This window comes from Arthrobacter sp. ok909, assembly GCF_900104405.1.
Classification (GTDB): Bacteria; Actinomycetota; Actinomycetes; order Actinomycetales; family Micrococcaceae; genus Arthrobacter; species Arthrobacter humicola.
The window spans coordinates 1-23,058 of the sequence record NZ_FNJS01000044.1; the positions used below are offsets into that span (position 1 = coordinate 1).

16 protein-coding genes are annotated in these 23,058 nt (G+C 67.3%); 7 read left to right on the forward strand and 9 right to left on the reverse strand.

Features of this window, described 5'->3' with window-relative positions:
• Nucleotides 1-921: lipoyl synthase (gene lipA, locus BLR03_RS21870; protein WP_091256473.1), on the reverse strand; the 921-nt coding region annotated here is incomplete at its 3' end.
• Complete coding sequence (gene lipB, locus BLR03_RS21875; RefSeq protein ID WP_091256475.1) at nucleotides 918-1,586, reverse strand: lipoyl(octanoyl) transferase LipB; 669 nt, start codon at nucleotides 1,584-1,586, stop codon at nucleotides 918-920. The genes lipB and lipA, both read right to left, overlap by 4 nt.
• A gap of 107 nt (nucleotides 1,587-1,693) precedes the next feature.
• Here lipB and BLR03_RS21880 point away from each other — a divergent pair, with 107 nt between their 5' ends.
• Entirely contained in the window at nucleotides 1,694-3,463 is a 1,770-nt protein-coding gene (locus tag BLR03_RS21880) for a serine/threonine protein kinase (protein WP_254788651.1), read from the forward strand.
• A 39-nt stretch (nucleotides 3,464-3,502) separates the two neighbouring features.
• Here BLR03_RS21880 and BLR03_RS21885 read toward each other — a convergent pair whose 3' ends face one another.
• The gene (locus BLR03_RS21885; RefSeq protein ID WP_091256479.1) at nucleotides 3,503-4,396 is read right to left on the reverse strand and encodes a TIGR01777 family oxidoreductase; all 894 of its coding nucleotides are present in this window, start codon (nucleotides 4,394-4,396) and stop codon (nucleotides 3,503-3,505) included.
• A gap of 74 nt (nucleotides 4,397-4,470) precedes the next feature.
• On the opposite strand from BLR03_RS21885, the gene BLR03_RS21890 reads away from it, so the two are divergent.
• Nucleotides 4,471-7,998, forward strand: coding sequence for a S41 family peptidase (locus tag BLR03_RS21890; protein WP_091256481.1), 3,528 nt, complete (start codon nucleotides 4,471-4,473; stop codon nucleotides 7,996-7,998).
• Between the two features lie 171 nt (nucleotides 7,999-8,169).
• Here the strand turns inward: BLR03_RS21890 and BLR03_RS21895 are convergent, their stop codons facing one another.
• From BLR03_RS21895 to BLR03_RS21915, 5 genes are all read right to left on the reverse strand, one after another.
• Entirely contained in the window at nucleotides 8,170-8,598 is a 429-nt protein-coding gene (locus tag BLR03_RS21895) for an OsmC family protein (RefSeq protein ID WP_091256483.1), read from the reverse strand.
• Nucleotides 8,599-8,833: 235 nt separating this feature from the next.
• Nucleotides 8,834-9,184 carry a hypothetical protein gene (locus BLR03_RS21900; protein WP_091256485.1) on the reverse strand — a complete coding sequence of 117 codons (351 nt, stop codon included), beginning with the start codon at nucleotides 9,182-9,184 and terminating at the stop codon, nucleotides 8,834-8,836.
• A 99-nt stretch (nucleotides 9,185-9,283) separates the two neighbouring features.
• Nucleotides 9,284-11,041, reverse strand: a complete 1,758-nt coding sequence (sucB, locus tag BLR03_RS21905) for a 2-oxoglutarate dehydrogenase, E2 component, dihydrolipoamide succinyltransferase (RefSeq protein ID WP_091256487.1) — start codon at nucleotides 11,039-11,041, stop codon at nucleotides 9,284-9,286.
• A 125-nt stretch (nucleotides 11,042-11,166) separates the two neighbouring features.
• Nucleotides 11,167-12,552, reverse strand: coding sequence for a dihydrolipoyl dehydrogenase (gene lpdA / locus BLR03_RS21910; RefSeq protein WP_091256489.1), 1,386 nt, complete (start codon nucleotides 12,550-12,552; stop codon nucleotides 11,167-11,169).
• 304 nt (nucleotides 12,553-12,856) lie between these two features.
• A complete protein-coding gene (locus BLR03_RS21915) occupies nucleotides 12,857-14,398 on the reverse strand; it encodes a leucyl aminopeptidase (protein WP_091256512.1) in 1,542 nt (513 codons plus the stop codon).
• Between the two features lie 392 nt (nucleotides 14,399-14,790).
• Between BLR03_RS21915 and BLR03_RS21920 the strand changes: the two genes are divergently transcribed.
• From BLR03_RS21920 to BLR03_RS21935, 4 genes are all read left to right on the forward strand, one after another.
• On the forward strand, nucleotides 14,791-15,729 hold the full coding sequence (locus tag BLR03_RS21920) for a proteasome assembly chaperone family protein (RefSeq protein ID WP_091256491.1): 939 nt from the start codon (nucleotides 14,791-14,793) through the stop codon (nucleotides 15,727-15,729).
• A 35-nt stretch (nucleotides 15,730-15,764) separates the two neighbouring features.
• Nucleotides 15,765-17,096, forward strand: coding sequence for an MFS transporter (locus BLR03_RS21925; RefSeq protein WP_091256492.1), 1,332 nt, complete (start codon nucleotides 15,765-15,767; stop codon nucleotides 17,094-17,096).
• A gap of 103 nt (nucleotides 17,097-17,199) precedes the next feature.
• A complete protein-coding gene (locus tag BLR03_RS21930) occupies nucleotides 17,200-18,579 on the forward strand; it encodes a DUF4192 family protein (RefSeq protein WP_091256494.1) in 1,380 nt (459 codons plus the stop codon).
• A gap of 265 nt (nucleotides 18,580-18,844) precedes the next feature.
• Complete coding sequence (locus BLR03_RS21935) at nucleotides 18,845-20,188, forward strand: RNA polymerase sigma factor (protein ID WP_091256496.1); 1,344 nt, start codon at nucleotides 18,845-18,847, stop codon at nucleotides 20,186-20,188.
• A 257-nt stretch (nucleotides 20,189-20,445) separates the two neighbouring features.
• On the opposite strand, the gene BLR03_RS21940 is transcribed toward BLR03_RS21935, so the two are convergent.
• Nucleotides 20,446-20,667: a DUF7455 domain-containing protein gene (locus BLR03_RS21940; RefSeq protein WP_026266251.1), complete on the reverse strand. Its 222-nt coding sequence runs from the start codon at nucleotides 20,665-20,667 to the stop codon at nucleotides 20,446-20,448.
• A gap of 250 nt (nucleotides 20,668-20,917) precedes the next feature.
• Between BLR03_RS21940 and BLR03_RS21945 the strand changes: the two genes are divergently transcribed.
• The gene (locus BLR03_RS21945; protein WP_091256498.1) at nucleotides 20,918-23,026 is read left to right on the forward strand and encodes a DNA gyrase/topoisomerase IV subunit B; all 2,109 of its coding nucleotides are present in this window, start codon (nucleotides 20,918-20,920) and stop codon (nucleotides 23,024-23,026) included.
• Nucleotides 23,027-23,058: the final 32 nt, after the last annotated feature.

A 23,058-nucleotide genomic window follows, 5' to 3' on the forward strand; every position in this document is an offset into this window, starting at 1 on the left:
GCCTTTCTTGCGCATCGCGGTGGCCCAGAGCCGGCCGGCGCGGTAGGAGGAGCGCACCAGGGGGCCGGACATGACGCCCAGGAAGCCGATCTCGTCCGCTTCCTGTTGCAGGTCCACGAATTCCTGCGGCTTGACCCAGCGGTCCACCGGCAGGTGCCGTTCGGACGGGCGCAGGTACTGGGTGATCGTGATGAGGTCGCAGCCGGCCGCGTGCAGGTCCCGCAGGGCCTCGGAAATCTCTTCGCGGGTCTCGCCCATGCCCAGGATCAGGTTGGACTTGGTCACCATGCCGAGCTTGCGGCCCTGGGTGATGACGTCCAGGGAGCGCTCGTAGCGGAACGCGGGACGGATCCGCTTGAAGATCCGCGGCACGGTTTCGACGTTATGGGCGAAGACCTCCGGCTTGGAGTCGCAGATCGCCTCGATGTGCTCTGGCTTGCCGGAGAAGTCCGGGATCAGCAGTTCGACGCCGGTGCCCGGGTTCAACTCGTGGATCTTGCGGACCGTCTCGGCGTAGAGCCAGACGCCCTCGTCGGCGAGGTCGTCGCGGGCCACACCGGTCACGGTGGCGTAGCGCAGGGCCATGGCCTGGACCGAGCGGGCCACCTTGGTGGGCTCGAAGACGTCCACCGGGGAGGGCTTGCCGGTGTCGATCTGGCAGAAGTCGCAGCGGCGCGTGCATTCGGAGCCGCCGATCAGGAACGTGGCTTCCTTGTCTTCCCAGCATTCGAAGATGTTGGGGCAGCCGGCCTCTTCACACACCGTGTGGAGGCCTTCCTTCTTGACGAGGTTCTTGAGCTGGACGAACTCCGGGCCCATCTGGACCTTGGCCTTGATCCATTCCGGCTTACGCTCCACCGGTGTGGCCGCATTGCGCTGCTCAATGCGCAGCATCTTCCGGCCTTCTGGTGCCAGTGTCACAGTAGAGCTCCTTCTGGGGTTGCAACTAGGGCTTCTTCATTGTTGCGCAGTTCTTCGGTGATCCGCGACACGAGGTCCGCCGGGGTGACGTCCCTGCCGGTTTCCTGGGCGATCGTGGTGACTCCGGCGTCGGTGATGCCACAGGCGATGATCTGGCCATACGGGGCGAGATCGTTGTTGCAGTTGATCGCGAAGCCGTGCATGGTGACTCCCTCGGAGACGCGGATGCCGATGGCTGCGATTTTTCGGTCCGGGCCCTTCGCGTCCTGTTCGATCCAGACTCCGGCGCGGCCCTTGATGCGAACGGCCTCGATGCCGTAATCCGCCAGGACGGCAATGATCACCGCTTCCAGGCGCTCCACGTAGTCGCGGATGCCGGCCTTGTTCTTCAGCTTGATGATCGGGTAGCCCACCAGCTGGCCGGGGCCGTGCCACGTGAGCTTGCCGCCGCGGTCCACCGCCACGACGGGAGTCCCGTCAAAGGGCCGTTCATGGTCTTCGGTGCGTTTGCCAGCGGTGTAAACGGCCGAGTGTTCGAGTAGCAGTACGGTGCTGGGCGCGGTGCCGGCGAGGACTTTTTCGTGCAGTTCGCGCTGGATCTCCCAGCCGCGGGTGTAATCGATGAAGTCCGGGGCGAGACCCAGCTGGTTGAACTCAAGAGTCATGGCATCAAGCTTAGACCCCGCCCGGCGTCGTTCCCGATTGTGTGCTTAAGCTCTCATGCCTGTGGATAACTTCTGCGGCATTCCGCCGGATCGGCTATTCCTTGGGTATGGAAGTTTCCGCAATGGCCGGAAGTCCGGCCCCCATAGTGAGTGGCTACGACGTCGGCCGTTGCCTGGGCGTCGGCGGCAGCGCCACTGTCTGGCTCGTGACCGAACAGTCCACCCGCCGCGACTTCGCCCTTAAATGCTTTGATACCGGCGCAGGCACCGCTCCGGAGGATGCGGAAGCGGAAGCGGCGATCCGGCGTGAAGTCCGTATCCTGTCCGCCCTGGGGCATGACCACCTGGTGCGCGCCCACGCCGTGGTTCGCCTGCGGCGGCCTCATGAGGCGGGCGAGGGCGGCCTCGGGCTGGCGCTCGACTACGCTCCCGGCGGCTCGCTGGCGGCGCTCGTCGCGGGCCGGGGGCACCTGGGGACAGGCGAGACGGTGACAGTCCTGACGCCGATCGCGCAGGCCCTGGCGTACCTTCACGGCCAAGGGTTCACCCATGGCGATGTGGCCCCTGGCAACGTGCTGTTCACCGCCTCCGGCAAACCCCTGCTCGCCGATCTGGGGGTCGCACGGATGGTGGCCGACGCCATCTCGACCGTGGAAGTCGGCACCGATGGATTCCGTGATCCGGCCCCGGCGGACGCGGTGCGGGCCGGCCTTCAGCCGGAACGGGACGTTTATTCGCTCGCGGCCCTCGGCTGGTACTGCTTGACCGGACGGGCTCCAGAGCCCGGGGCGCAGCGACCGCCTCTCCGCCTCCTCGTGCCTGAGGTTCCGGCCGCGTTGGCGGCAGCCCTCGAAGCCGGACTGAACGAGGACCGGAGGCAGCGTCCCTCGGCCGCAGACCTGGCCGCCGCGGTCTACCGCAGCAGCACGGCAGAGCCCGTGGACCTCTCTATCACCGTCCATCCGACGGTCATCCCACAATTGCTCACCCGCCGGGCTGTGCAGCCCGGGCCGCGCAGGCGCCGGCCGGGGAAGCTCCGGCGGCACTGGCGCGGGTTGGCACCCGACGGGGGCTTCCTGCGCAGGACACGGCGGGGGTCAGCACCGGAACAGTCATGGCGGTCCCGCTCTGGAACGTCCCGTCCGTGGCGGCGCCCGGGCGCCACGGGGGCGGCCGGAGCCCACCGAGGCTTCCGAAGGACCCCCGCACGACGGGCGGTGTCGCTCAGTGTGGCGGCTCTGCTTCTGCTGGCGGGCACGTGGCTGCTGGCCGGCGGTGCGCCGGCACGCGACGCCGTCGCCGGACTTCTTTCCGCGCTCGGGGCCGACTACCGTGCGGGCCCCGGCTCGGAGGTGCCTGCGGAACCCACCGGCGCCGCCGGGACGACGGCTGTGTCGTCGCCCGGTCCGGCAGACGAGACACCGACGGCCGGGGGCGGGGAAAACGCTGTACTCCCGGATCTGGAGGCACTGCTGGCCTCAGCGGACCCCGCGGAAGCGGTGCGCGGTCTCGCCCGGCTCCGCTCGCTCGCGTTCACCTCCGGGGATTTCGGCCTGCTCGACGCCGTCAACGCCCCGGCGTCGGCCGCCGCCGCTGCCGACGAGAGGATCAGGACGCAGCTCAGCAGGGCCGGCCATGTCCTGGCCGGATTCTCGACGACTTTGACCAGGATCGAAACGGCCGCGGACGGCAGCCCCGACCGGGCCGTGGTGGCAATCACCACGGAGTCCTCCGGGTACAAGGAGCTTGACGGCGGCGGGAACGTGGTGGGAGAGGTCCCCGCAGCTGCCGCACAGCAGCTTGAGCTTGTCCTCGTGCCGGTCGACGGACGCTGGCGGATTGCCGAGATCCTCCCCGGGGATCCGGACGCCGGCTGACCGGAACTGCCGCCGTGTCCGGCCGGCAGGGTTGCGCGGTCAGTCCCGGCCGGCCACCCACGCCGTGGCCTTGGCGAGTGAGGGGTGCTGCCATTCGAAGCCGTTCCCGGCCAGGACAGCTGGTTCCAGACGCTGGCTCGCCAGCAGCAATTCCTCGGCCAGTTGGCCCATCACCAGCCGCAGCACCGGGGCGGGAACCCGCAGTACCGCGGGGCGGTGCAGCGCTTCCGCCAGTTGCGAGATCAGGGAATTCACATCGGCGGTTTCAGGGGCGCTGACGTTCACCGGCCCGGACACCGGGGCTGTGAGCAGGAAGGACAGGGCGCCGGCCACGTCCGGCAAGGTGACCCACGGCCAGTACTGCCTGCCGTTGCCGAGCGGGCCGCCGACACCGAGGCGCAGCAGCGGCATGAGCCGGCCCAGCGCACCGCCGGAGCGGCTGAGGACGACGCCGGTTCGGGGCGTGACCACGCGGATGCCCGGGGGAGCGTCATGTGCCGCGGCCTCCCAGTCGACGCAGATCCGCGCGAGCGTGCCGGTGCCGGCAGGCGCGGTCTCACGCAGCACCACTGACCCTGCGTTGCCGTAGTAGCCGGATGCCGACTGGCTGAGGAAGACTGCCGGAGGCGTGTCCTGCCGGGCCATCGCCGTCGTCAAGGTTTGCGTCGCGCCCAACCGGGAACTGCGAAGCTCCTCAATCCGTGCCCGCGTCCAGGGCCGGTCGCCTATGCCGGCGCCGGAGAGGTTGACCACCGCGTCCGCGCCCTTCAATGCGGTGTCATCGATCCGGCCGGCGGCCGGATCCCATTGGAACTCGGCCGGCGAGGCGGGGGGACGCCTGACCAGGGCGACGACGTCGTGCCCTTCGCTGCGCAGTGCGTTGGAAAGGGCGGTTCCGATCAGCCCGGAGGCTCCGGCAACAAGGATTCGCATGATCCATCTCACCACGCCCGGCACGGCGGCGAAACCTTCCGGGCCGTAGGGGCCGTTGTAGCTATGATCGAACGATGACCCCCTCGAGTTACTTCCGTTTCCCGCATCTCCACGGCGATCTGGTCACCTTCGTGGCCGAGGACGACGTCTGGATTGCACCCGTGGGCGGGGGCCGTGCCTGGCGCGTCTCCTCCCTGCAATTGCCGGCCCGCAACCCCCGTTTCAGCCCCGACGGCAAGCGCCTGGTGTGGACTGTCGTCCAGGGGACTGCCCCGGAAGTCGTCACTGCCGACGTCGACGGCGGCGGCTACCGCCAGCTGAGTTACTTCGGCCACAGCTCCACCCGGGTCAAGGGCTTCACGCCCGACGGCGACGTCCTGGTCACCAGCGCGTTCCGCCAGTCCGACAGCCGCCACACCCATGCCTACAGCCTCCCCGTCACAGGCGGCTGGGCGGACGAACTTCCGTTCGGCCCGGTGGAATCGGTGGCCTTCGGCCCCGTCGTCGGCGACGAACGTCCCGTGGTGCTTGCCAGCGTGCTGTCGCGTGAGCCGGCCTGGTGGAAGCGTTACCGTGGCGGTGCCGCGGGCAAGCTGTGGATCGACGCCGACGGAAACGGTGAATTCGAGCGTCTCGCCGCCGGGCTGGACGGCAATCTCACAGACCCCCTGTGGGTCAAGGGCAGGATCGCCTTCCTGTCCGACCACGAGGGCTACGGAAACCTCTATTCGGTACTGCCCAACGGCAGCGACCTGCGGCGCCACACGGACCACGAGGACTTCTACGTGCGCCACGCCTCCACCGACGGCGAACGCGTCATTTTCGAATCGGCCGGGGAACTCTGGCTGCTGCCGAGCCTGGACGCGGAGGCGGTCAAACTCGACATTTCGCTGGGCTCCGCCTCGCAAGCCCGCCGTCCCGCCCCGCTGAAGCCCTCACGGCACCTCGGTGACGTCATTCCGGACCGCACCGGCGCCTCCAGCGCCGTCGAATCCCACGGAACCCTCCACTGGCTGCGGCACAAGGACGGCCCCTCCCGCGTCCTTGAGGCCACCCCTGGCGTCCGGGCACGGCTTCCCCGGCCCTTCGGAGAGGGCCGGATCGCCTATGTCGCCGACCACGACGGCGTCGAGGCCCTGTTCCTCAAGTCCATTGCGGCGCCCCTGCCCGGCGGATTCGCGGCGGCCCCGAAGGCGCCGCAGCCTCTTCAGTCAGTTCAGTCTGAAGAATCCGGGGCCGGCATCCCGCTGCCGAAGCCGGTGTCCGCGGCCGCGTTGACGGGCTCGGGAACCACGCCCGCAGCGGCAGGCGGCTCCGTGTCCAGCGCCGCCGCGACTCACGCATCCGGCACCGGCACATCCGGCAACGACACAACTAGCACCGCCGGGACCGCGACGCCGGCCTCCGGCGGGCTCACGCGGATCGACTTCCCCAAGCCCAGCCGGGCCAGCGCCATCGAAGCCAGCCCCGACGGGCGCTGGCTCGCCGTGGGCACCGCCTTCGGTGACATCTACCTTGCCGATACGCGCACGGGCACCATGTCCCTGCTCAGCAGCATCGGGGAGGGCAGCATTGAAGGATTCACCTGGTCCCCGGACTCCGCCTGGCTCGGCTGGTCCGAGCCCGTCACGTCCTTCGGTTCCCGCAGCCGGCTCCGCATGGCCACGACCGACGGCGGCACGCATACGCCGATCATTGACGTCACCGACGGCCGGTTCCGCGACGAATCGCCGTCGTTCACCCCGGACGGCAAGTACCTCGCCTTCCTTTCCAACCGCAGCTTCGATCCGGTCTACGACGGACACTCCTTCGATCTGTCCTTCCCGAGCCCGATCAAGCCGTACCTTGTGGCCCTTGCCGCGGACACCCCGTCCCCGTTCGGCCCGAGCGTCGACCTGCAGACCGACGCGGACGATGCCGCGGGGACCGGGGCCGCACCCGCGGCGTCGACCGCGGCGAAGCAGGTACCGGCCGTGCGGGTCGACGCCGAAGGCCTGGCCCACCGAGTCATCGGTGTCCCCGTACCGCAAGGCAACTACTCCACACTGACCGCCGCTGCCGGCGCCCTGATCTGGCTGGACAATGAACTCTCCGGCACCACGGGCGAAGGACGGGCCAGCCTCGAGGACAAGGGCGCCGCGCCCAGCCTGGTCCGCTACGACCTCGCCAAGCGACGCACCTCCACCATCGTGGAGGCGCTGGACAGCTACCGGATCTCCGGCGACGGGGAAAAGATCGTGTTCATCCAGGACAAGCAGATCCGGGTCACTCCCGCGGGTGCCAAGGCCGACGAGGAATCCGGCCAGCTCGTCAAGGTGGACCTCGGCCGCATCCGCGTGCAGATGGATCCGCTCAGCGTGTGGGGCCAGGCCTTCGACGAGGCGTGGCGGCTCCAACGCGACTTCTTCTGGACCGAAGACATGGCCGGCCAGGACTGGGAATCCATCCACGCCCGCTACCGTCCCGTGGTGGAGCGACTCGGCTCGCACGATGACCTCGTGGACCTGCTGTGGGAGCTGCACGGCGAACTGGGCACGTCCCACGCCTACGTCCGCCCGATGGCTGTCGCCGAGAACGGCAGCAGCCCCCAGGGCCGGCTCGGTGCGGACCTTGAGTTCACCGGCGAGGGCTGGGAAATCACCCGCATCCTGGCGGGGGAGTCCTCGGACCCGCTCGCTACTTCTCCGCTGACCCGGCCCGGCGCCGACGTCAAGCCCGGCGACGTCTTGCTGGCGATCGACGGCGTCGTACTCACCGAATCGCTGACCCCGGCCATGCAGCTCGTCGGCGCGGCCGGCCACGCCGTCGAACTCACCCTGCGCAACGGTGCCGGCCACGGCGAAGCCGCGGGCGCCCAGCGCCGCGTGGCCGTGGTCCCGGTCAAGGACGAGGAACGCCTGCGCTACCAGGAATGGGTCGCCGGCAACCGGCGGACCGTCCGCGAAGCCTCCAACGGAACGTTCGGCTACCTCCACATCCCGGACATGATGGCCAACGGCTGGGCCCAGCTGCACCGCGACCTCGACACCGAAACCGCCCTGGACGGGCTGATCGTCGATGTCCGCCGCAACCGCGGCGGCCACACCTCCCAGCTCGTGGCCGAGCTCATCGGACGCAAGGTCACCGGCTGGAGCATGCCGCGCGGGGAGAAACCGCGGACCTACCCGCACCACGCACCGCGCGGACCGGTCATCATTCTGACGGACGAGTTCGCCGGATCCGACGGGGACATCATTACCCAGGTCTCCAAGCTGCGGGGGATCGGACCCGTCATCGGCACCCGCACGTGGGGCGGCGTCGTCGGAATCGACAACCGCTTCGCGCTGGCCGACGGCACGGGCGTGACCCAGCCGCGCTACGCCACCTGGTTCGCCGGCGGCGTCGGCTGGGGCGTGGAGAATTTCGGCGTCACCCCGGACATCGAAGTGACCTTCCCGCCGCACGCCTACGCCGCCGGCACTGACCCGCAGCTGGAATACGGCATTGGGGCGTTGAAGGAAATGATCCAGGAACTGCCCACGGACCGTCCCCCGTTGCGCGAGGGCTACCGCCGTGTCCGGCCCGCCCCGCTACCTGCACGCCGGCAAACCGGCCACGCTTAGGCTGCCCCGGCGGGTCCACGCTTCCGCGCTACCGCGGGAAACTGCCGCGAAACTCGTCTGGAGAAGGCCCTAAAGCGAAGGCCCCCGCTGCCCTGGAAAATCCAGGGTGGCGGGGGCCTTTGTCGTGCTCCGGACAGTGCACTCCGGGCACTCACTGTGCTGCCGGTGGAGCTAGGAGGCCAGGCTGGCGTCCAGTGTGATCTTGATGCCGGTCAGGGCCGCAGACACAGGGCAGCCGGTCTTGGCTTCCTCGGCCAGGCGCTGGAAGTCCTCCGCGGAAATGCCGGGCACCCGGGCGACGAGTGTCAGGTGGCTGCCGGTGATCCCGGTGCCGGGCTGGAACGTGACGTCGGACTTGGTGTTGATTTCCTCGGCCGTGTGGCCGGCCTGGGCCAGGGCGTTGCTGAAGGCCATGGAGAAGCAAGCGGAGTGCGCTGCCGCGATGAGCTCCTCGGGACTGGTCTTGCCCTCGGCGGCCTCGGCGCGCGCCTTCCAGGTGACGTCGAAGTTGCCCAGCCCGGAACTGTCCAGCGTGGTGTTGCCGGCGCCCGTCATCAGGTCGCCATTCCATACAGTGTGTGCGGTGCGTGTTGTTGCCATGTCCACTCCTCGACGTCGTTGTGAATCAGCGATCCGGCGCGGTGCCGGATCCTGCCGTGATCAATCCTAGGGATTCTGTCCGGCCGCCGCACGGGGGTTCCGCTGTCAGTGGATTATGACCGGCGTGCCGCGCCACCCACCGGTAGGCCACGCCGCGACGTCGGGTCAAACGACGGCGGCGCCGCACCCCGGTCTGGAGGTGCGGCGCCGTCGCTGTCGTTGACGTCGGAGACTGCTAGTTCCAGAGCGTGGCGACGGCGATGTTGATCAGTGCCATGCCGCCGACGGCGTGCGCCAGACCCTTGGGGACCTCAGCCCCGGAAGCAGCCTTCCGGTACCCGATGATGGCGGCCACCAGAACAACGATGGCGATCACCAATTTGACGGTGATCTTGAAGTAGTTGACCGGTTCGTGGGTGGCCCCCAGGATCCCTACCAGCGCCAGCCCCGTGACCAGCTGGGCAATAGCGCCGTACAGCTGGACCGGCAGGACGGTGGGCTTCTTGAAGGTGGCGAACCAGCCGCCGACGATCGCGGCTGCGCCCAAGACGTGCAGGAAGATCAGAATGTATTTAAGAATGTCCATGGCACCAGCTTAGCGACAATCTGTCGTCAAACGACGGAGGGCACCTTCCCTTATGGAAGGTGCCCCCGGTTCACCGTGTTTCAGGCGGGCTGTTGCTCTTTAGAGGCCCAGGTCCGCTTCGAACGCGCCTTCTTCAAGGCGTGCCTTCAGCGTCTGCAGGAAGCGTCCTGCATCGGCGCCGTCCACCAGGCGGTGGTCGTACGTCAGGGAGAGGTACATCATGGAGCGGATGGCCAGCGAGTCATCGCCGTTCTCGTCCGAGACCACCACGGCGCGCTTGACGATCGCGCCGGTGCCCAGGATGGCGACCTGCGGCTGATTGATGATCGGGGTGTCGAAGAGGGCGCCCACGGAACCGATGTTGGTGATGCTGAAGGTTCCGCCGGAGAGCTCGTCCGGGCCGATCTTGCCGTTGCGGGTGCGGTCCGCGACGTCGGCGATCTTGCCGGCCAGGCCTGCGAGGTTCAGGTTGCCGGCGTCGGCGATGACCGGAACCAGCAGGCCCTTGTCAGTGTCCACCGCAATCGCCAGGTGTTCGGCGTTGTGGTAGGTGATCTCCTGCTTGTCCTCGTCGTAGGAGGCGTTGATCTTCGGGTGCTGCTTCAGGGCTTCGGCGACAGCCTTGGCGATGAAGGGCAGGAAGGTCAGCTTGGAGCCGTTCTGGGCCTGGAAGGAGTTCTTGGCCTTGGCGCGCAGCTTGGCCACCTTGGTCATGTCAACCTCGTGGACCTGCGTCAGCTGGGTCGAGATATCCAGGGATTCGCGCATGCGGCGGGCGATGACCTGGCGGATGCGCGGGGCCTTCTGCACGGTGCCGCGCAGCGAGGACACTGCGGCGGCCGGAGCGGCAGACGGGGCTGCTGAAGGAGCTCCCGCTGACGCGGGGGCTGCCGGTGCGGCCTTCGCCTCGGCAGCGGCCAGCACATCCTGCTTGCGGATGCGGCCGCCGACGCCGGTGCCGGTCAGGGACGCGATGTCGACACCCTGCTGGTTGGCCAGCTTGCGGACGAGGGGAGTGACGTAGCCGGACTCTGCCGGCGCGGCAGCTTCTGCCTTAGCCGGGGCGGCGGGAGCTGCAGCGGCGGGCGCCGTGGCCGGTGCGGGAGCCGGAGCTGCCGGTGCGGGAGCGGCTGCCGGAGCTGCCGGAGCCGCCGGTGCGGGAGCCGGGGCTGCCGGTGCCGGGGCGGCTGCGGGAGCCGGTGCGGCGGGGGCTGCTGCGCCGGAACCGATGACGGCCAGGACGGAGCCGACCTCGGCGGTTTCGTCCTCGTTGACGCGGATTTCCAGGAGGGTTCCGGCGACGGGGGACGGGATTTCGGTGTCAACCTTGTCCGTGGAAACTTCGAGCAGCGGCTCGTCGACCTCCACGGAGTCGCCGACGCTCTTCAGCCAGCGGGTGACGGTGCCTTCGGTGACGCTCTCGCCCAGGGCCGGAAGCGTGACGTCGTGTCCTTCACCGGCGGGAGCAGAAAGCGGAGCAGCAGCAGCCGGCGCCTCAGCTGCCGGTGCGGCGGGGGCCTCGGCCTCGGGAGCCGGTGCTTCGGCGGCGGACGGGGAAGCCGCCGGGGCCTCTTCGGCGGGTGCTGCGGCCGGAGCTTTGGCAGCGGCCGGGGCGGCGTCGCCAGTGCCGATGCGGACCAGCGGGGCGCCGACCTCTGCGGTCTCGTCCTCGGCGACGAGGATTTCCTCGATCACGCCGGCAATCGGAGAGGGGATTTCGGTGTCTACTTTGTCGGTGGAAACCTCGAGCAGCGGCTCGTCCACCTCTACCCGGTCACCGACCTGCTTGAGCCAGCGGGTGACGGTTCCTTCGGTGACGCTCTCACCGAGGGCGGGCAAGTTAACGGATTCAGACATGTCGTCCCCGTTCTCCTTATTGATTTTAGTGCGGATGATTGCTGCCTTGTTCGAGCTTAGTGCACCCGGCATTTTGGGCCGGGCGCACTAAGCACGGAGTTCTTGCGGTGGTGCGGGCGGAGCTGCTAGCCGTGCAGGGGCTTGCCCGCCAGCGCCAGGTGCGCCTCGCCCAGGGATTCGTTCTGGGTCGGGTGGGCGTGGACCAGCTGGGCCACGTCCTCGGGGTAGGCTTCCCAGTTCACGATCAGCTGGGCCTCGCCGATCTGCTCACCCATGCGGGCGCCGATCATGTGGACGCCGACGACGGGGCCGTCCTTCTGGCGGACCAGCTTCACGATGCCGCTGGTACCCAGGATGGAGCTCTTGCCGTTGCCGGCGAGGTTGTATTCCTGGGTTTCGACCTGGTCGTCGCCGAACTTGGCCTTGGCGGCCTTCTCGGTGTAGCCGACCGTCGCGATTTCCGGATCGGAGTACGTGACCTTGGGGATGTTGACGTCTTCGACGACCACCGGCTTCAGGCCGGCGATTTCCTCGGCGACGAAGATGCCCTGCTGGTAGCCGCGGTGGGCCAGCTGGACGCCCGGGACGATGTCACCGACGGCGTAGATGTTGCCGACACCGGTGTGCAGGCGCTCGTTGGTGATGACAAAGCCGCGGTCGATGGTCACGCCGGCCTCTTCGTAGCCGAGGTTGGCCGTGACGGGGCCGCGGCCCACGGCCACGAGCAGGAGATCGGCCTCGAAGGTCTTGCCGTCGACGAGGGTGACCTTGACGCCGTCGGCGTTCTGCTCCACGCCCTGGAAGAACACGCCGGTGGAGAACTTGATGCCGCGCTTCTTGAAGGCGCGCTCAAAGTTCTTGACGATGGCGGCGTCCTCGTTCGGGACGAGGGAGGGCAGGCCTTCAACGATCGTGACGTCGACGCCGAAGGACTTCCAAACGGAAGCGAACTCGACGCCGATGACGCCGCCGCCCAGGATGATCGCGCTCTGGGGGATGTAGTCCATGGTGAGGGCTTCATCGGAGGTGATGACCTTGCCGCCGATTTCCAGGCCCGGCAGGGTGCGGGAGTAGGACCCGGTGGCGAGGACGATGTTCTTGCCCTTGTACGCGGTGCCGTTCACGACAATGGTGTCGGCGCCCTGGAGCTTGCCCTCACCCTCGATGACGGTGATGCCCTTCTTGGACTTGATCAGTCCCTGCAGGCCCTTGAACTTGCCGGCAATGATGCCGTCTTTGTAGGCGTTGACGGCCGTGATGTCGATGCTGTCGAGGGTCACGTTCACGCCGTACTTTGAGGAGTCACGGGCGTGGTCGGCCAGCTCCGCGGAGTGCAGGAGCGCCTTGGTCGGGATGCAGCCGTTGTGCAGGCAGGTGCCGCCGAGTCTGGCCTTTTCGATGAGGCCTACGGTGAGGCCAAGCTGGACGGCACGCAGAGCGGTGGCGTAGCCGCCGCTGCCGCCGCCGAGTACCAGGATGTCGAATTCTTGCGCAGTTGCCTGATCGGCCACTAAAACGCTCCCTCGCGTGAACGATGACGCGAGAGTACGCATCATCTGGTCTTGAAACTTGCCTGCCGTGATTATGCCAGCAGGCCCGTTCCCTTTCATTTGTGACTACTTCTTGGGGTCTATCGTCGTTCACCTTAGCGAACCACTTATACATGCTCCACCTTGTCGCGGTGTTTGTGGAGCGCTTGTGTCCAGTGTCACGCGGCTTTGTGGCCGAGGCATCAGGGCCCCGGCCACGAAGCGGCGTGGGTGCGGACCGCCGTGGTCAGGCGGTGCTGTTGGACGGTGCTGCTAGGCGGTGCCGTTATGCGGAAGCCTTCAGCAGGTCTTCGACGTACGCCACCAGCGTGCGAACGGTGCAGCCGGTGCCCTGCTTGTGGTTGTAACCGTAGGGGCTGCCGTTATTGAACGACGGTCCGGCGATGTCGATGTGGGCCCACGGGATCTGTTCCCCGTCCTTGCCCTTGCCGACGAATTCGCGCAGGAACACGGCTGCGGTCATCATGCCGCCGTGGCGTTCGCCGATGTTGGCGATGTCCGCGACCTGCGAGTCGAGGCTGGCGCGCAGTTCTTCGGGCAGGGGCATGGGCCAGACGAGCTCGCCGGCACGGTCCGCGGCGGCCTTGATGGCGGCGGTGACGGAATCGGAGCCCATAACGCCGGCGGTGCGGTCACCCAGGGCGATCAGCTGCGCACCGGTAAGGGTGGCGACGTCGATGATCGCGTCCGGGAACTCCTGGCTCGCGGCCACGATGCCGTCGGCCATGACCAGGCGGCCTTCGGCGTCGGTGTTCAGGACCTCCACGGTCTTGCCGCCGAAGATCGTCATGACGTCGGCGGGACGCTGGGCAGCGCCGGAGGGCATGTTCTCCGCAATGCACAGCCAGGCGGTCGCCTTGACCGGCAGGCCGAGGCCTGCGATGGCCAGCACGGTGTTAAGGACGACGGCGGCGCCGGCCATGTCGCTCTTCATGTCACCCATGCCCAGGGCCGGCTTGATGGAGATGCCGCCGGTGTCAAAGGTGATGCCCTTGCCCACGAGGGCGATCTTGGCCGTGGCCTTGGCCGGGGCGTACTCCACCTTCACGAGGCGCGGCTGGCGGGTGGAGCCCTTGCCGACGCCAAGGATGCCGCCAAAGCCTTCCTTCTCGAGGCGCCTCTCGTCCCAGACGGTCACCTTGACGGGCAAGCCCTTGGACAGCTCCTTGGCGGCGTCGGCGAAGGACTCGGGGTAGAGGTGGCTCGGCGGCTGGTTGACCAGGGTACGGGTCGCGTTCACGGCCGTGCCGATCAGGGACGCCCGGTCCAGGACCGGCTGCAGTGCCTTGTCCTCGGCGAGATCGGTCAGGATGGCGACGTTCTTCACCGGATCCTTGAGCCCGTTCTGGGAGGACCGGAACTCCGTGTAGGAGTACGCGCCCATTGCGGCGCCCTCGGCGACAGCGGCGACCTCGGCGAGGGTCGTCGTCGGAAGTGCCAGGGTGACGGTGGTGACGCCGGCCAGCTGGCGGACTGCCGAGCCGGCGGCGCGGCGCAGCGCCTCCTCGGTGAGCGGCTGCTTCGCTGAACCCTTATTCGCGGGCAGCTTACCGACGCCGGCGAGCAGCAGAATGGTGGCCCCCGACTCGGGCAGGCCGGGCAGACGGTGGGCCTGGTCGGCCGCGCCGGTGATGCCAAGAACGCTCAGTGATTCCGCCAGGGCCTCAGCGGCCTTGGCCGTCAGCGGATTGTCGAGCAATACCGGGCCGTCCGGACCCTGCCCGACGCCGATGACGAGGGCATCGCTGGGGTACTTCTTTAGATCCCCGGCGACTGCACTAAGTTTGACTTCACTATTCTTGACCACGAGGACAGTCCTCAATTCTCTGTGATGGTTCTCGGTGATTTTCGGCAGGAACTGCATGTTCGGCGCCCTGCCGCGGATCCCGGGCCGCCGTCGTTCTGGGACGCAACCCGGTGTCTGTAAGCAAGCCCTAAGGCCAGTTCCGATCGTAGTCTCTCCGGAGTCCGGAAATTCAATCGAATGAGAGCTGGAGCACACCCGGGGCAGGAATTAGCCCGGACGCCGGGGCGTTGTACTGTAAGCGGCGCTGCCGTGCGGTGAGTGCCCTGTGGACTGGCCGTCGGGTTCTGCATGATTCTGCGGGTTCTGCCCGATCATCCGGAATCTGCGTGGCTGTCCGGACACCGGACCGCGACCCGCAACCCCTGCCGCCGCCATCGTGAAAGGAACACGCCGTGATTGAACGGATTTCCGGCTCTCTGCTGGACCCCCAGTCGCTCTATATCCGTGATGACGCGCTGTTCTCCAGCCCCGAACTGCACGGACTCAACCTCGTCATGGGGTTCACGGGTTTCGCGGACGCCGGCCACGTGGTCCGGCAGATCACCGCCGAGCTGTTGGACACGCTCGATTCGGAGATGATCGCCGAGTTCGACGCCGACCAGCTGATCGACTACCGGTCCCGGCGTCCGCAAGTTAGCTTCGTCGAGGACCACCTGCAGGATTACCAGGCCCCGAGCCTGGCGCTCTACCGCCTGGTCGACGGGCTGGGCAGCCCCTTCCTGTTCCTTGCAGGGTTCGAGCCGGACCTGCAATGGGAGCGCTTCGCGCGCGCCGTCGTCGGCATCGTCGAGGAACTCGACGTCAATCTCGTCGCCTGGATCCATTCGATCCCGATGCCCGTGCCGCACACCAGGCCGGTCGGTGTGACCGTGCACGGCAACCGGCCGGAACTGATCGAGGGAATCTCCGTGTGGAAGCCCACCGTGGAAGTTCCTGCCGCCGTGGGCCACATCCTGGAGCTGCGTCTGACGGAGGCCGGCCGGAACATCGCCGGCTATGTCATCCATGTGCCGCATTACCTGGCTGAAGCCGAATACCCCACGGCTGCCGTTGCCGGACTCGAGTACCTGGGCGCGGCCACGTCCCTCATGCTGCCGACGGACCGTCTGCGCGAGGCCGGACGCGAGGTGGGCCGGCAGATCGCCGAGCAAATTGAGGCGTCCGAAGAGGTCCAGCAGGTGGTCTCCCGGCTGGAGTCCCGGTATGACGAGAAGGCCGAGGGGACCGTCCGGCGGTCGCTGCTGGCCGACGAGAACGATCAAATCCCCAACGCCGACGCCCTGGGGGCCGCCGTCGAGGCGTACTTAGCCCGTAAAGAACCCGGCGAATAAATACTATTTATCAACAAGCCGGGCATAATAGGGGAGTGACCTCCCCCCGCGCCTGGCTGATTTGGATCATCGGGATCTTTGCGTATCTCGTGGCCGTCAGCCAGCGCACCTCGTTCGGGGTCGTCGGCCTGGAGGCCACGGAACGCTTCCATGCCAGCGCGGCCGAGATCTCGTTCTTCACTGTGCTGCAGCTGCTGGTCTACGCCGCGCTGCAGATTCCGGTGGGAATCCTCGTGGACCGGTACGGCTCCCGCGCCATGCTGGCAGGCGGCGGCATCCTGATGGGGCTCGGCCAGCTGCAGCTGGCGTTTGCCGACAACATTCCCGGCGGTGTTCTGGGACGTGTCCTGGTGGGTGCCGGCGACGCCATGACGTTCATCTCCGTCATCCGGCTTATTCCGCTCTGGTTTGCGCCGGGGCGCGTGCCGCTACTGACGCAGCTGACGGGCATGTCCGGACAGCTGGGCCAGCTGTTCAGCGTGGTGCCGTTCGCCATGATCCTGCACTCCGCGGGGTGGACGCCTGCCTTCCTGACGCTCGCCGGGATGTCCGGCATCGCCGTCGTGCTGGTCCTGCTGTTGCTTCAGGACCTCCCGCCCGGGCACCCCGCGCCGCTGCCGTCCCAGGGCCTGCGCGCCACCGGAATTTCGCTGGGGCATGCCTGGCGGCAGCCCGGGACCCGGCTGGGGCTGTGGAGCCACTTCACCGTCCAGTTCAGCGGCACGGTGTTTGCCATGACGTGGGGCTACCCCTTCCTGATTTCCGCCCAGGGGCTGGACCGGGGAACCGTCTCCGGTCTCATGTCCCTCTACGTGGCCGCGGCCATTGCCGCCGGCCCCCTCATGGGCAGGTTCGTTGCCCGTCATCCGCTGCGCCGTTCCACCATGGTGCTCCTGATTTCCGGCTGCACCGCTGCCGCCTGGGCGGCCGTCCTGCTGCTGCCGGGACGATCTCCGCTCTGGCTCCTGGCTGTCCTTGTGGTGACGCTGGCCGTCGGCGGGCCCGGTTCGATGATCGGCTTCGACTTCGCCCGGACCTTCAACCCGGCGCACCGGCTCGGGACCGCCACCGGAATCGTCAACGTGGGCGGCTTCATCGCCGCCCTGGTGTCCATCTACCTCATTGGGCTGGTCCTCGACGTCCTTCACGCCAGTGGCTTCTCCCGGGGCGAGCTCTACGGCCTGGATCCCTTCCGCGTCGCCCTCAGCGTGCAGTTCCTCCTGCTGGCCGGGGGAGCCTGCGCCATCATCGTTACTCGGCGTAAGGTCCGGCGCCAGATGGCGGCCCAAGGGGTCACCGTTCCGCCGCTGCTGAAATCCCTCGCCAAGCAACGCAAGCTCGTCGCGGAGCGCCGCCGCACGCCCTGAGTAGCGGTTTGGTGTGTTGGCTGTCCGGTTCAACGGCCTGAAGTTATCCACATAGCGCAGGACGGGACTCCCGTAGCGATCCGGCCGTCGCGAAGCTTGGCTTATGACAGCTCCCGATCATTTGAGAATTTCCGGCCCTGAAGACATCCTTGGTTTTATCCCTCACTCCCTGGGCTACTGGCCCGAGAACAGCCTCGTGGCCATGACCATGGAAGGCAAACGGCTAGGAGCCACCTTGCGGGTCGATCTCCCCGCGCTCGGCGGTGGCGTCGTCGGCGGCCGCAGCGGCGGAGGAGGGGGTAATCCCGCGGCCCCGGGACGCGCCGGCGCCGGGTCCAGACGGCGTTCCGGCTCAGGCCGGAGCGACGCGCTGGCCGGCTTTGCGCGAAATGTCGTGTCCTACTTGCGGGCGGACGACGCCGCCGATGGTTCGCTGCTGGCCTTCTTCACTGATACGGAAACCAACGGCGACGACGACCGCACTGCGTTGGCGGCCCTGCTCAAAGAACTCGAACTTGCCCTGGAGGCGGCCGGAATGCCCGTAAGGGACGCGTGGGTTATTGGCGCGGAGTTCTGGCGCAACGCCTACTGTAGCGATCCGGACTGCTGCGAGCCGCCCGGCCGGCCGATCGAGCAGATCACGAACAGCAAACTCAATGCCGAGATGGTTTTCCGCGGCAGCAGTGTAGGCGAGTCTCCGGGAGCGCAGGACGCCAAGCCGGTGCCGCGGCCCGTGGACCCTGCGGTCCGTGCAGCCGAGTTTGGCTGGGCTGCGCAATTCTCCTCGCGGCGGCGGGACCGGGCCCAATTCGCCCAGGTGCTTGATGTCTGGACGATGGTGATGCAGGCGGCCGGCCAGTCGCCCGACCTGACACCGGAACTGACCGGCTACCTACGGGCCAGCCTTTGCATCCCGTCCTGGCGGGACGCAGTTCTCGTGATGGCGGCAGCCGGGCGGCCGGCGGCCGAACGCGGCGCTGAAGACTTCGGCATGTTCGACCCGGAAGCCGAATCCGCCTCCCGGCCCGGAACCAACTCTTCTCCACGGCCAGGACCAACGCCCACTCCCATTCCAGGACCGTCGACTTCCGACGGCCAGCCGGCCGCTAGCGCCGGCGCTGGCTCAGTCCCGGATGCCGGCCCGGGCGCCGACGCGCTTCCCGGCTACGGGGAGGTCCTGCTCGGGCTGGCCCCGTCGGTCCCGGACTGGGCCCTGATGGTCGGGCTTGAGCGGGTCCTGCACCTGCTGGGAAGTCTCGGTGGCGGTGAGTCGACTGCAGCCGCCGTGACGGCAAGGGGCTGGATTGAGTGGTGCCGCGGCCGGGGTTCCTACGCCGACGCCCTGTATCGGCAGGCCCTGCGGGACTATCCGGGATACAGACTGGCGGAACTGCTGGCAGAACTTGGCCGGCGCGGCACCCTTTGCGGCTGGGCGGCGAGACGGGAGGCAGCGTGGCAGAAGTTTGCGCCGGACGCGGCGTGAGGAGTCGCCGCAATATTGTGGACCCGCCGCCCCGAAAGGCACCTCCGGAGAAAACCGTGAGACAATAGTTGCCGAGACCCGGTTGGGTCCGTGTATCAAGTGCCCGCAATGAACCTTGGAAACAGGGAACATTCCGGCCGCCCCGGCAGTTGTACTTAGTGGCTCTGCTGGTCGTGGTTGCATCTGATGTTGAACACGGACTTGACAGGGTCATAGTGGTGTTGCCCGTATGGCGATCCGCAGACCGCAGCTAGAAAGGTTTTCAGTGACCCCGTCTTCCGCGAAGAAGGAACCCGCCGACCAGGCCGAAATGTCCCCCGACGAGAAGAAGGCGGCGACCAACGCCAAGCGCGCCGCCACGCGTGCAGCCAACAAGGCTGTCAAAGACGCCGCTTCCGCCGAGGGCGGCGACACCGTAACCGGAGTCGCCAAGCCTGAGCCCAAGAAGCGCGGGCCCAAGCCCGGCGCCAAAGCCGCGGCGGAGGCCGCCGGCAAATCAGCCAGTGAGCACGGCGACGACGATGACGTCGACGTCGAAGAGGACCTCGACGACATCACGCCCGATGCCGCCGAGCTCGGCGACGAGGTAGAAGGCGAAGAGGTCGCCGGCAAGGCCGCAGCGGCCACCGGCTCCGGCTTCGTCTACTCCGATGCCGATGACGACGACGCCCCGGTGCAGCAGGTCATGTCCGCCGGCGCCACCGCCGACCCCGTCAAGGACTACCTGAAGCAGATCGGTAAGGTCGCCCTGCTGAACGCTGAGCAGGAAGTGGACCTGGCCCTGCGGATCGAGGCCGGCCTCTTCGCCGAGGAGAAGATCGCCGCCGACGACGGCACGATGGATCCGAAGCTCAAGCGTGAGCTTGAATTCGTCATTCACGACGGCAAGCGTGCCAAGAACCACCTGCTGGAGGCCAACCTCCGCCTCGTGGTCTCGCTGGCCAAGCGCTACACCGGCCGCGGCATGCTGTTCCTGGACCTGATCCAGGAAGGCAACCTGGGCCTGATCCGTGCGGTCGAGAAGTTCGACTACACGAAGGGCTTCAAGTTCTCCACCTACGCCACGTGGTGGATCCGCCAGGCGATCACCCGCGCCATGGCCGACCAGGCCCGCACCATCCGCATTCCGGTGCACATGGTGGAAGTCATCAACAAGCTGGCCCGCGTCCAGCGCCAGATGCTGCAGGACCTCGGCCGCGAACCCACGCCGGAGGAGCTGGCCCTCGAGCTGGACATGACCCCGGAAAAGGTCGTTGAGGTCCAGAAGTACGGCCGCGAGCCCATCTCCCTGCACACTCCGCTTGGCGAGGACGGCGACTCCGAATTCGGTGACCTCATCGAGGACTCCGAAGCCGTGGTCCCTGCGGATGCCGTGAGCTTCACCCTGCTGCAGGAACAGTTGCACTCGGTGCTGGACACGTTGTCAGAGCGCGAAGCCGGTGTGGTCGCAATGCGCTTCGGCCTCACTGACGGACAGCCGAAGACTTTAGACGAAATCGGCAAGGTCTACGGAGTGACGCGCGAGCGCATCCGCCAGATCGAATCCAAGACCATGTCCAAGCTGCGGCACCCGTCGCGCTCACAGGTCCTGCGCGACTACCTGGATTAACCACCGCACACCGGCCGCAGGCTGGGAGCAGTCCACACCAACGCGGGGTCACATCCCGCCCGCCGCCGAGCGGACCGGATGTGACCCCGCGTTGGTGTTTTCAGGGATCAGGCGACCCTTCGCACTAACTCGCCTTAACGAACAAGGACCCCTCCGATTCGGAGAGGTCCTTGTTCACTAGTTATTCAGTAATGCCATGGTTCAGTAATCTCAGGTCGCTGAAGACCCGGCCAAACGCCGAGCCGGAAACCGGGGATCTAGTCGACCGGAACCGGGGCCTTCTGGTGAAGGCGGTCTGTCTCGTCGTGCCAGTCTGAGCTGAGCGGCTTGAGTGTCGGCTCTACGGCGCGTGCGTGGTGGCCGCAGAAAAGAAGCTCACCGCCGGAGGCTCCGAGAACAACCCGGACATATGCCTGTGCTCCGCAACGATCGCACCGGTCTGCGGCGGTCAGTGTGCGGTCCGCAACTGCTGTTGTCATGTTCGGCCTCCTTAGTAGATCGGTATACCCATATAACCAGTATTCGTGGCCAAACCATCGCAGGGATGGCCCACTTTCGCTGTCCGCGTATCACGTCTCAGTAACGGGGAAGCCCGGGCGGTCCTTCCGGGGAGTGGCAAACCGGCGAGGACCCTGACTCCGACTAACCTAGGAAGAGCGTTAAACACTGTGACCGCCGGCCTGCGCACGTTGCAGGGGCCGTCCCCACCTTGTAAGGAGTTCACGACCCGTGGCACCCAGTTCTGATTACACCGCCCGGCACCTTTCCGTGCTGGAGGGCCTCGAGGCCGTCCGCAAGCGCCCGGGCATGTACATCGGCTCCACGGATTCCCGCGGACTCATGCACTGCCTCTGGGAGATCATCGACAACTCCGTCGACGAGGCCCTCGCCGGCTTCGGCCACGACATCAAGATCATCCTGCACGCGGACAACTCCGTGGAGATCCACGACGACGGCCGCGGCATCCCCGTGGACGTCGAACCGAAAACCGGGCTGACCGGCGTCGAAGTGGTTTTCACCAAGCTGCACGCCGGCGGAAAGTTCGGCGGCGGCTCCTACACGGCTTCGGGCGGCCTGCACGGCGTGGGCGCCTCCGTCGTCAACGCCCTGTCGGCACGCCTCGACGTCGAGGTGGACCGTGGCGGCAAGATCTACAAGATGTCCTTCCGCCGCGGCGAGCCGGGCCGCTTCAAGGACCCGGGCACCAAGCCGGATCCGGCCTCGGTCTTCGAACCATTCGTTGACGGCTCCGTGCTCGACGTCGTCGGCAAGGCCAAGCGCGGAATGACGGGAACGCGGATCCGCTACTGGGCCGACCGGCAGATCTTCACGCCCGACGCCAAATTCTCCTACGAGGACCTCGCCGCGCGTGCCCGCCAGACCTCGTTCCTGGTCCCGGGGCTGAAGCTCACGGTCCGGGACGAACGCAGGCTTGCCGGCACACCGGGCGAAGCTGGCCCGCATGAGGAAGTCTTCCACCACGACGGCGGCATCGCCGAATTTGTCGAATTCCTTGCCGCCGACCCGGCCATCACCGACATCTGGCGCCTGCACGGCGCCGGCAAATTCAAGGAAACAGTGCCCGTCCTCGACGAGCGGGGGCACAGCCAGCTCGCGGAAGTGGAACGCGACTGCGAAGTCGACGTCGCCCTGCGCTGGGGGATCGGCTACGACAGCACGGTCCGCACCTTCGTCAACATCATCTCCACCCCCAAGGGGGGCACCCACCAGTCCGGCTTCGAGCAGGCCCTGCTCAAAACCTTCCGCAAGGCGATCGAGACCAATGCCCGCAAGCTCAAAGCAGGCAACGACAAGATCGAAAAGGATGACATCTTCGCCGGCCTGACGGCAGTCCTGACCGTCCGGCTGGCCGAACCGCAGTTCGAGGGCCAGACCAAGGAAATCCTGGGCACGTCCGCCGTGCGGGCCATCGTGGCCAAGGTGGTGGAACAGGAGATCACCGCACGGCTGACCTCCTCAAACCGCAACGACAAGGCCCAGTCGGCGCTTCTGCTGGAAAAGGTCGTCAGCGAGATGAAGTCCCGCATCTCGGCGCGCGTCCACAAAGAAACCCAGCGCCGCAAGAATGCACTGGAAACCTCCTCCATGCCGACCAAGCTTGCCGACTGCCGCACGGACGACGTCGCGCGGTCCGAACTGTTCATCGTCGAGGGTGACTCCGCACTCGGCACCGCCAAGCTGGCAAGGTCCTCAGACTTCCAGGCCCTCCTGCCGATCCGCGGAAAGATCCTCAACGTCCAGAAGGCGTCCGTCGGGGACATGCTCTCCAACGCCGAGTGCGCGGCCCTGATCCAGGTGGTGGGCGCCGGCTCGGGCCGGACGTTCGACATCAGTGCGGCCCGGTACGGCAAAGTGATCCTCATGACCGACGCCGACGTCGACGGCGCCCATATCCGGACGCTGCTGCTGACGCTCTTCTTCCGCTACATGCGGCCCATGATCGATGAGGGCCGCGTCTTTGCCGCCGTCCCGCCGCTGCACCGGGTGGAGGTCATCAACGCCGGCCAGAAGGCCAACGAGATGATCTACACCTACTCCGAGGCCGAGCTCCACGTCCTGCTGGCGAGGCTCGCCAAGGAGGGCAAGCGCTACAAGGAGCCGATCCAGCGATACAAGGGGCTGGGTGAGATGGATGCCGAGCAGCTGGCCGAAACCACGATGGACCCGCGTCACCGGACCCTCCGAAAGGTAGGGATCGAGAACGCCAAGCAGGCCGAAGAAGTCTTCGACCTCCTCATGGGCTCCGACGTGGCACCGCGCAAGGACTTCATCATTGCCGGCGCCGCAAGCCTGGACCGGGAGCGCATCGACGCCTGACCGGACCTGGGACACCAGGACCCCGTGCGTCG

Excerpts from the sequence above, each read along its gene's own strand:
- BLR03_RS21890 (WP_091256481.1), top strand. The coding sequence starts at position 4,471 with ATGACCCCCTCGAGTTACTTCCGTTTCCCGCATCTCCACGGCGATCTG.
- BLR03_RS21900 (WP_091256485.1), bottom strand. The coding sequence starts at position 9,184 with ATGGACATTCTTAAATACATTCTGATCTTCCTGCACGTCTTGGGCGCA.
- BLR03_RS21930 (WP_091256494.1), top strand. The coding sequence starts at position 17,200 with ATGACAGCTCCCGATCATTTGAGAATTTCCGGCCCTGAAGACATCCTT.
- BLR03_RS21940 (WP_026266251.1), bottom strand. The coding sequence starts at position 20,667 with ATGACAACAGCAGTTGCGGACCGCACACTGACCGCCGCAGACCGGTGC.
- lipB (WP_091256475.1), bottom strand. The coding sequence starts at position 1,586 with ATGACTCTTGAGTTCAACCAGCTGGGTCTCGCCCCGGACTTCATCGAT.
- sucB (WP_091256487.1), bottom strand. The coding sequence starts at position 11,041 with ATGTCTGAATCCGTTAACTTGCCCGCCCTCGGTGAGAGCGTCACCGAA.
- BLR03_RS21885 (WP_091256479.1), bottom strand. The coding sequence starts at position 4,396 with ATGCGAATCCTTGTTGCCGGAGCCTCCGGGCTGATCGGAACCGCCCTT.
- BLR03_RS21895 (WP_091256483.1), bottom strand. The coding sequence starts at position 8,598 with ATGGCAACAACACGCACCGCACACACTGTATGGAATGGCGACCTGATG.
- BLR03_RS21880 (WP_254788651.1), top strand. The coding sequence starts at position 1,694 with ATGGAAGTTTCCGCAATGGCCGGAAGTCCGGCCCCCATAGTGAGTGGC.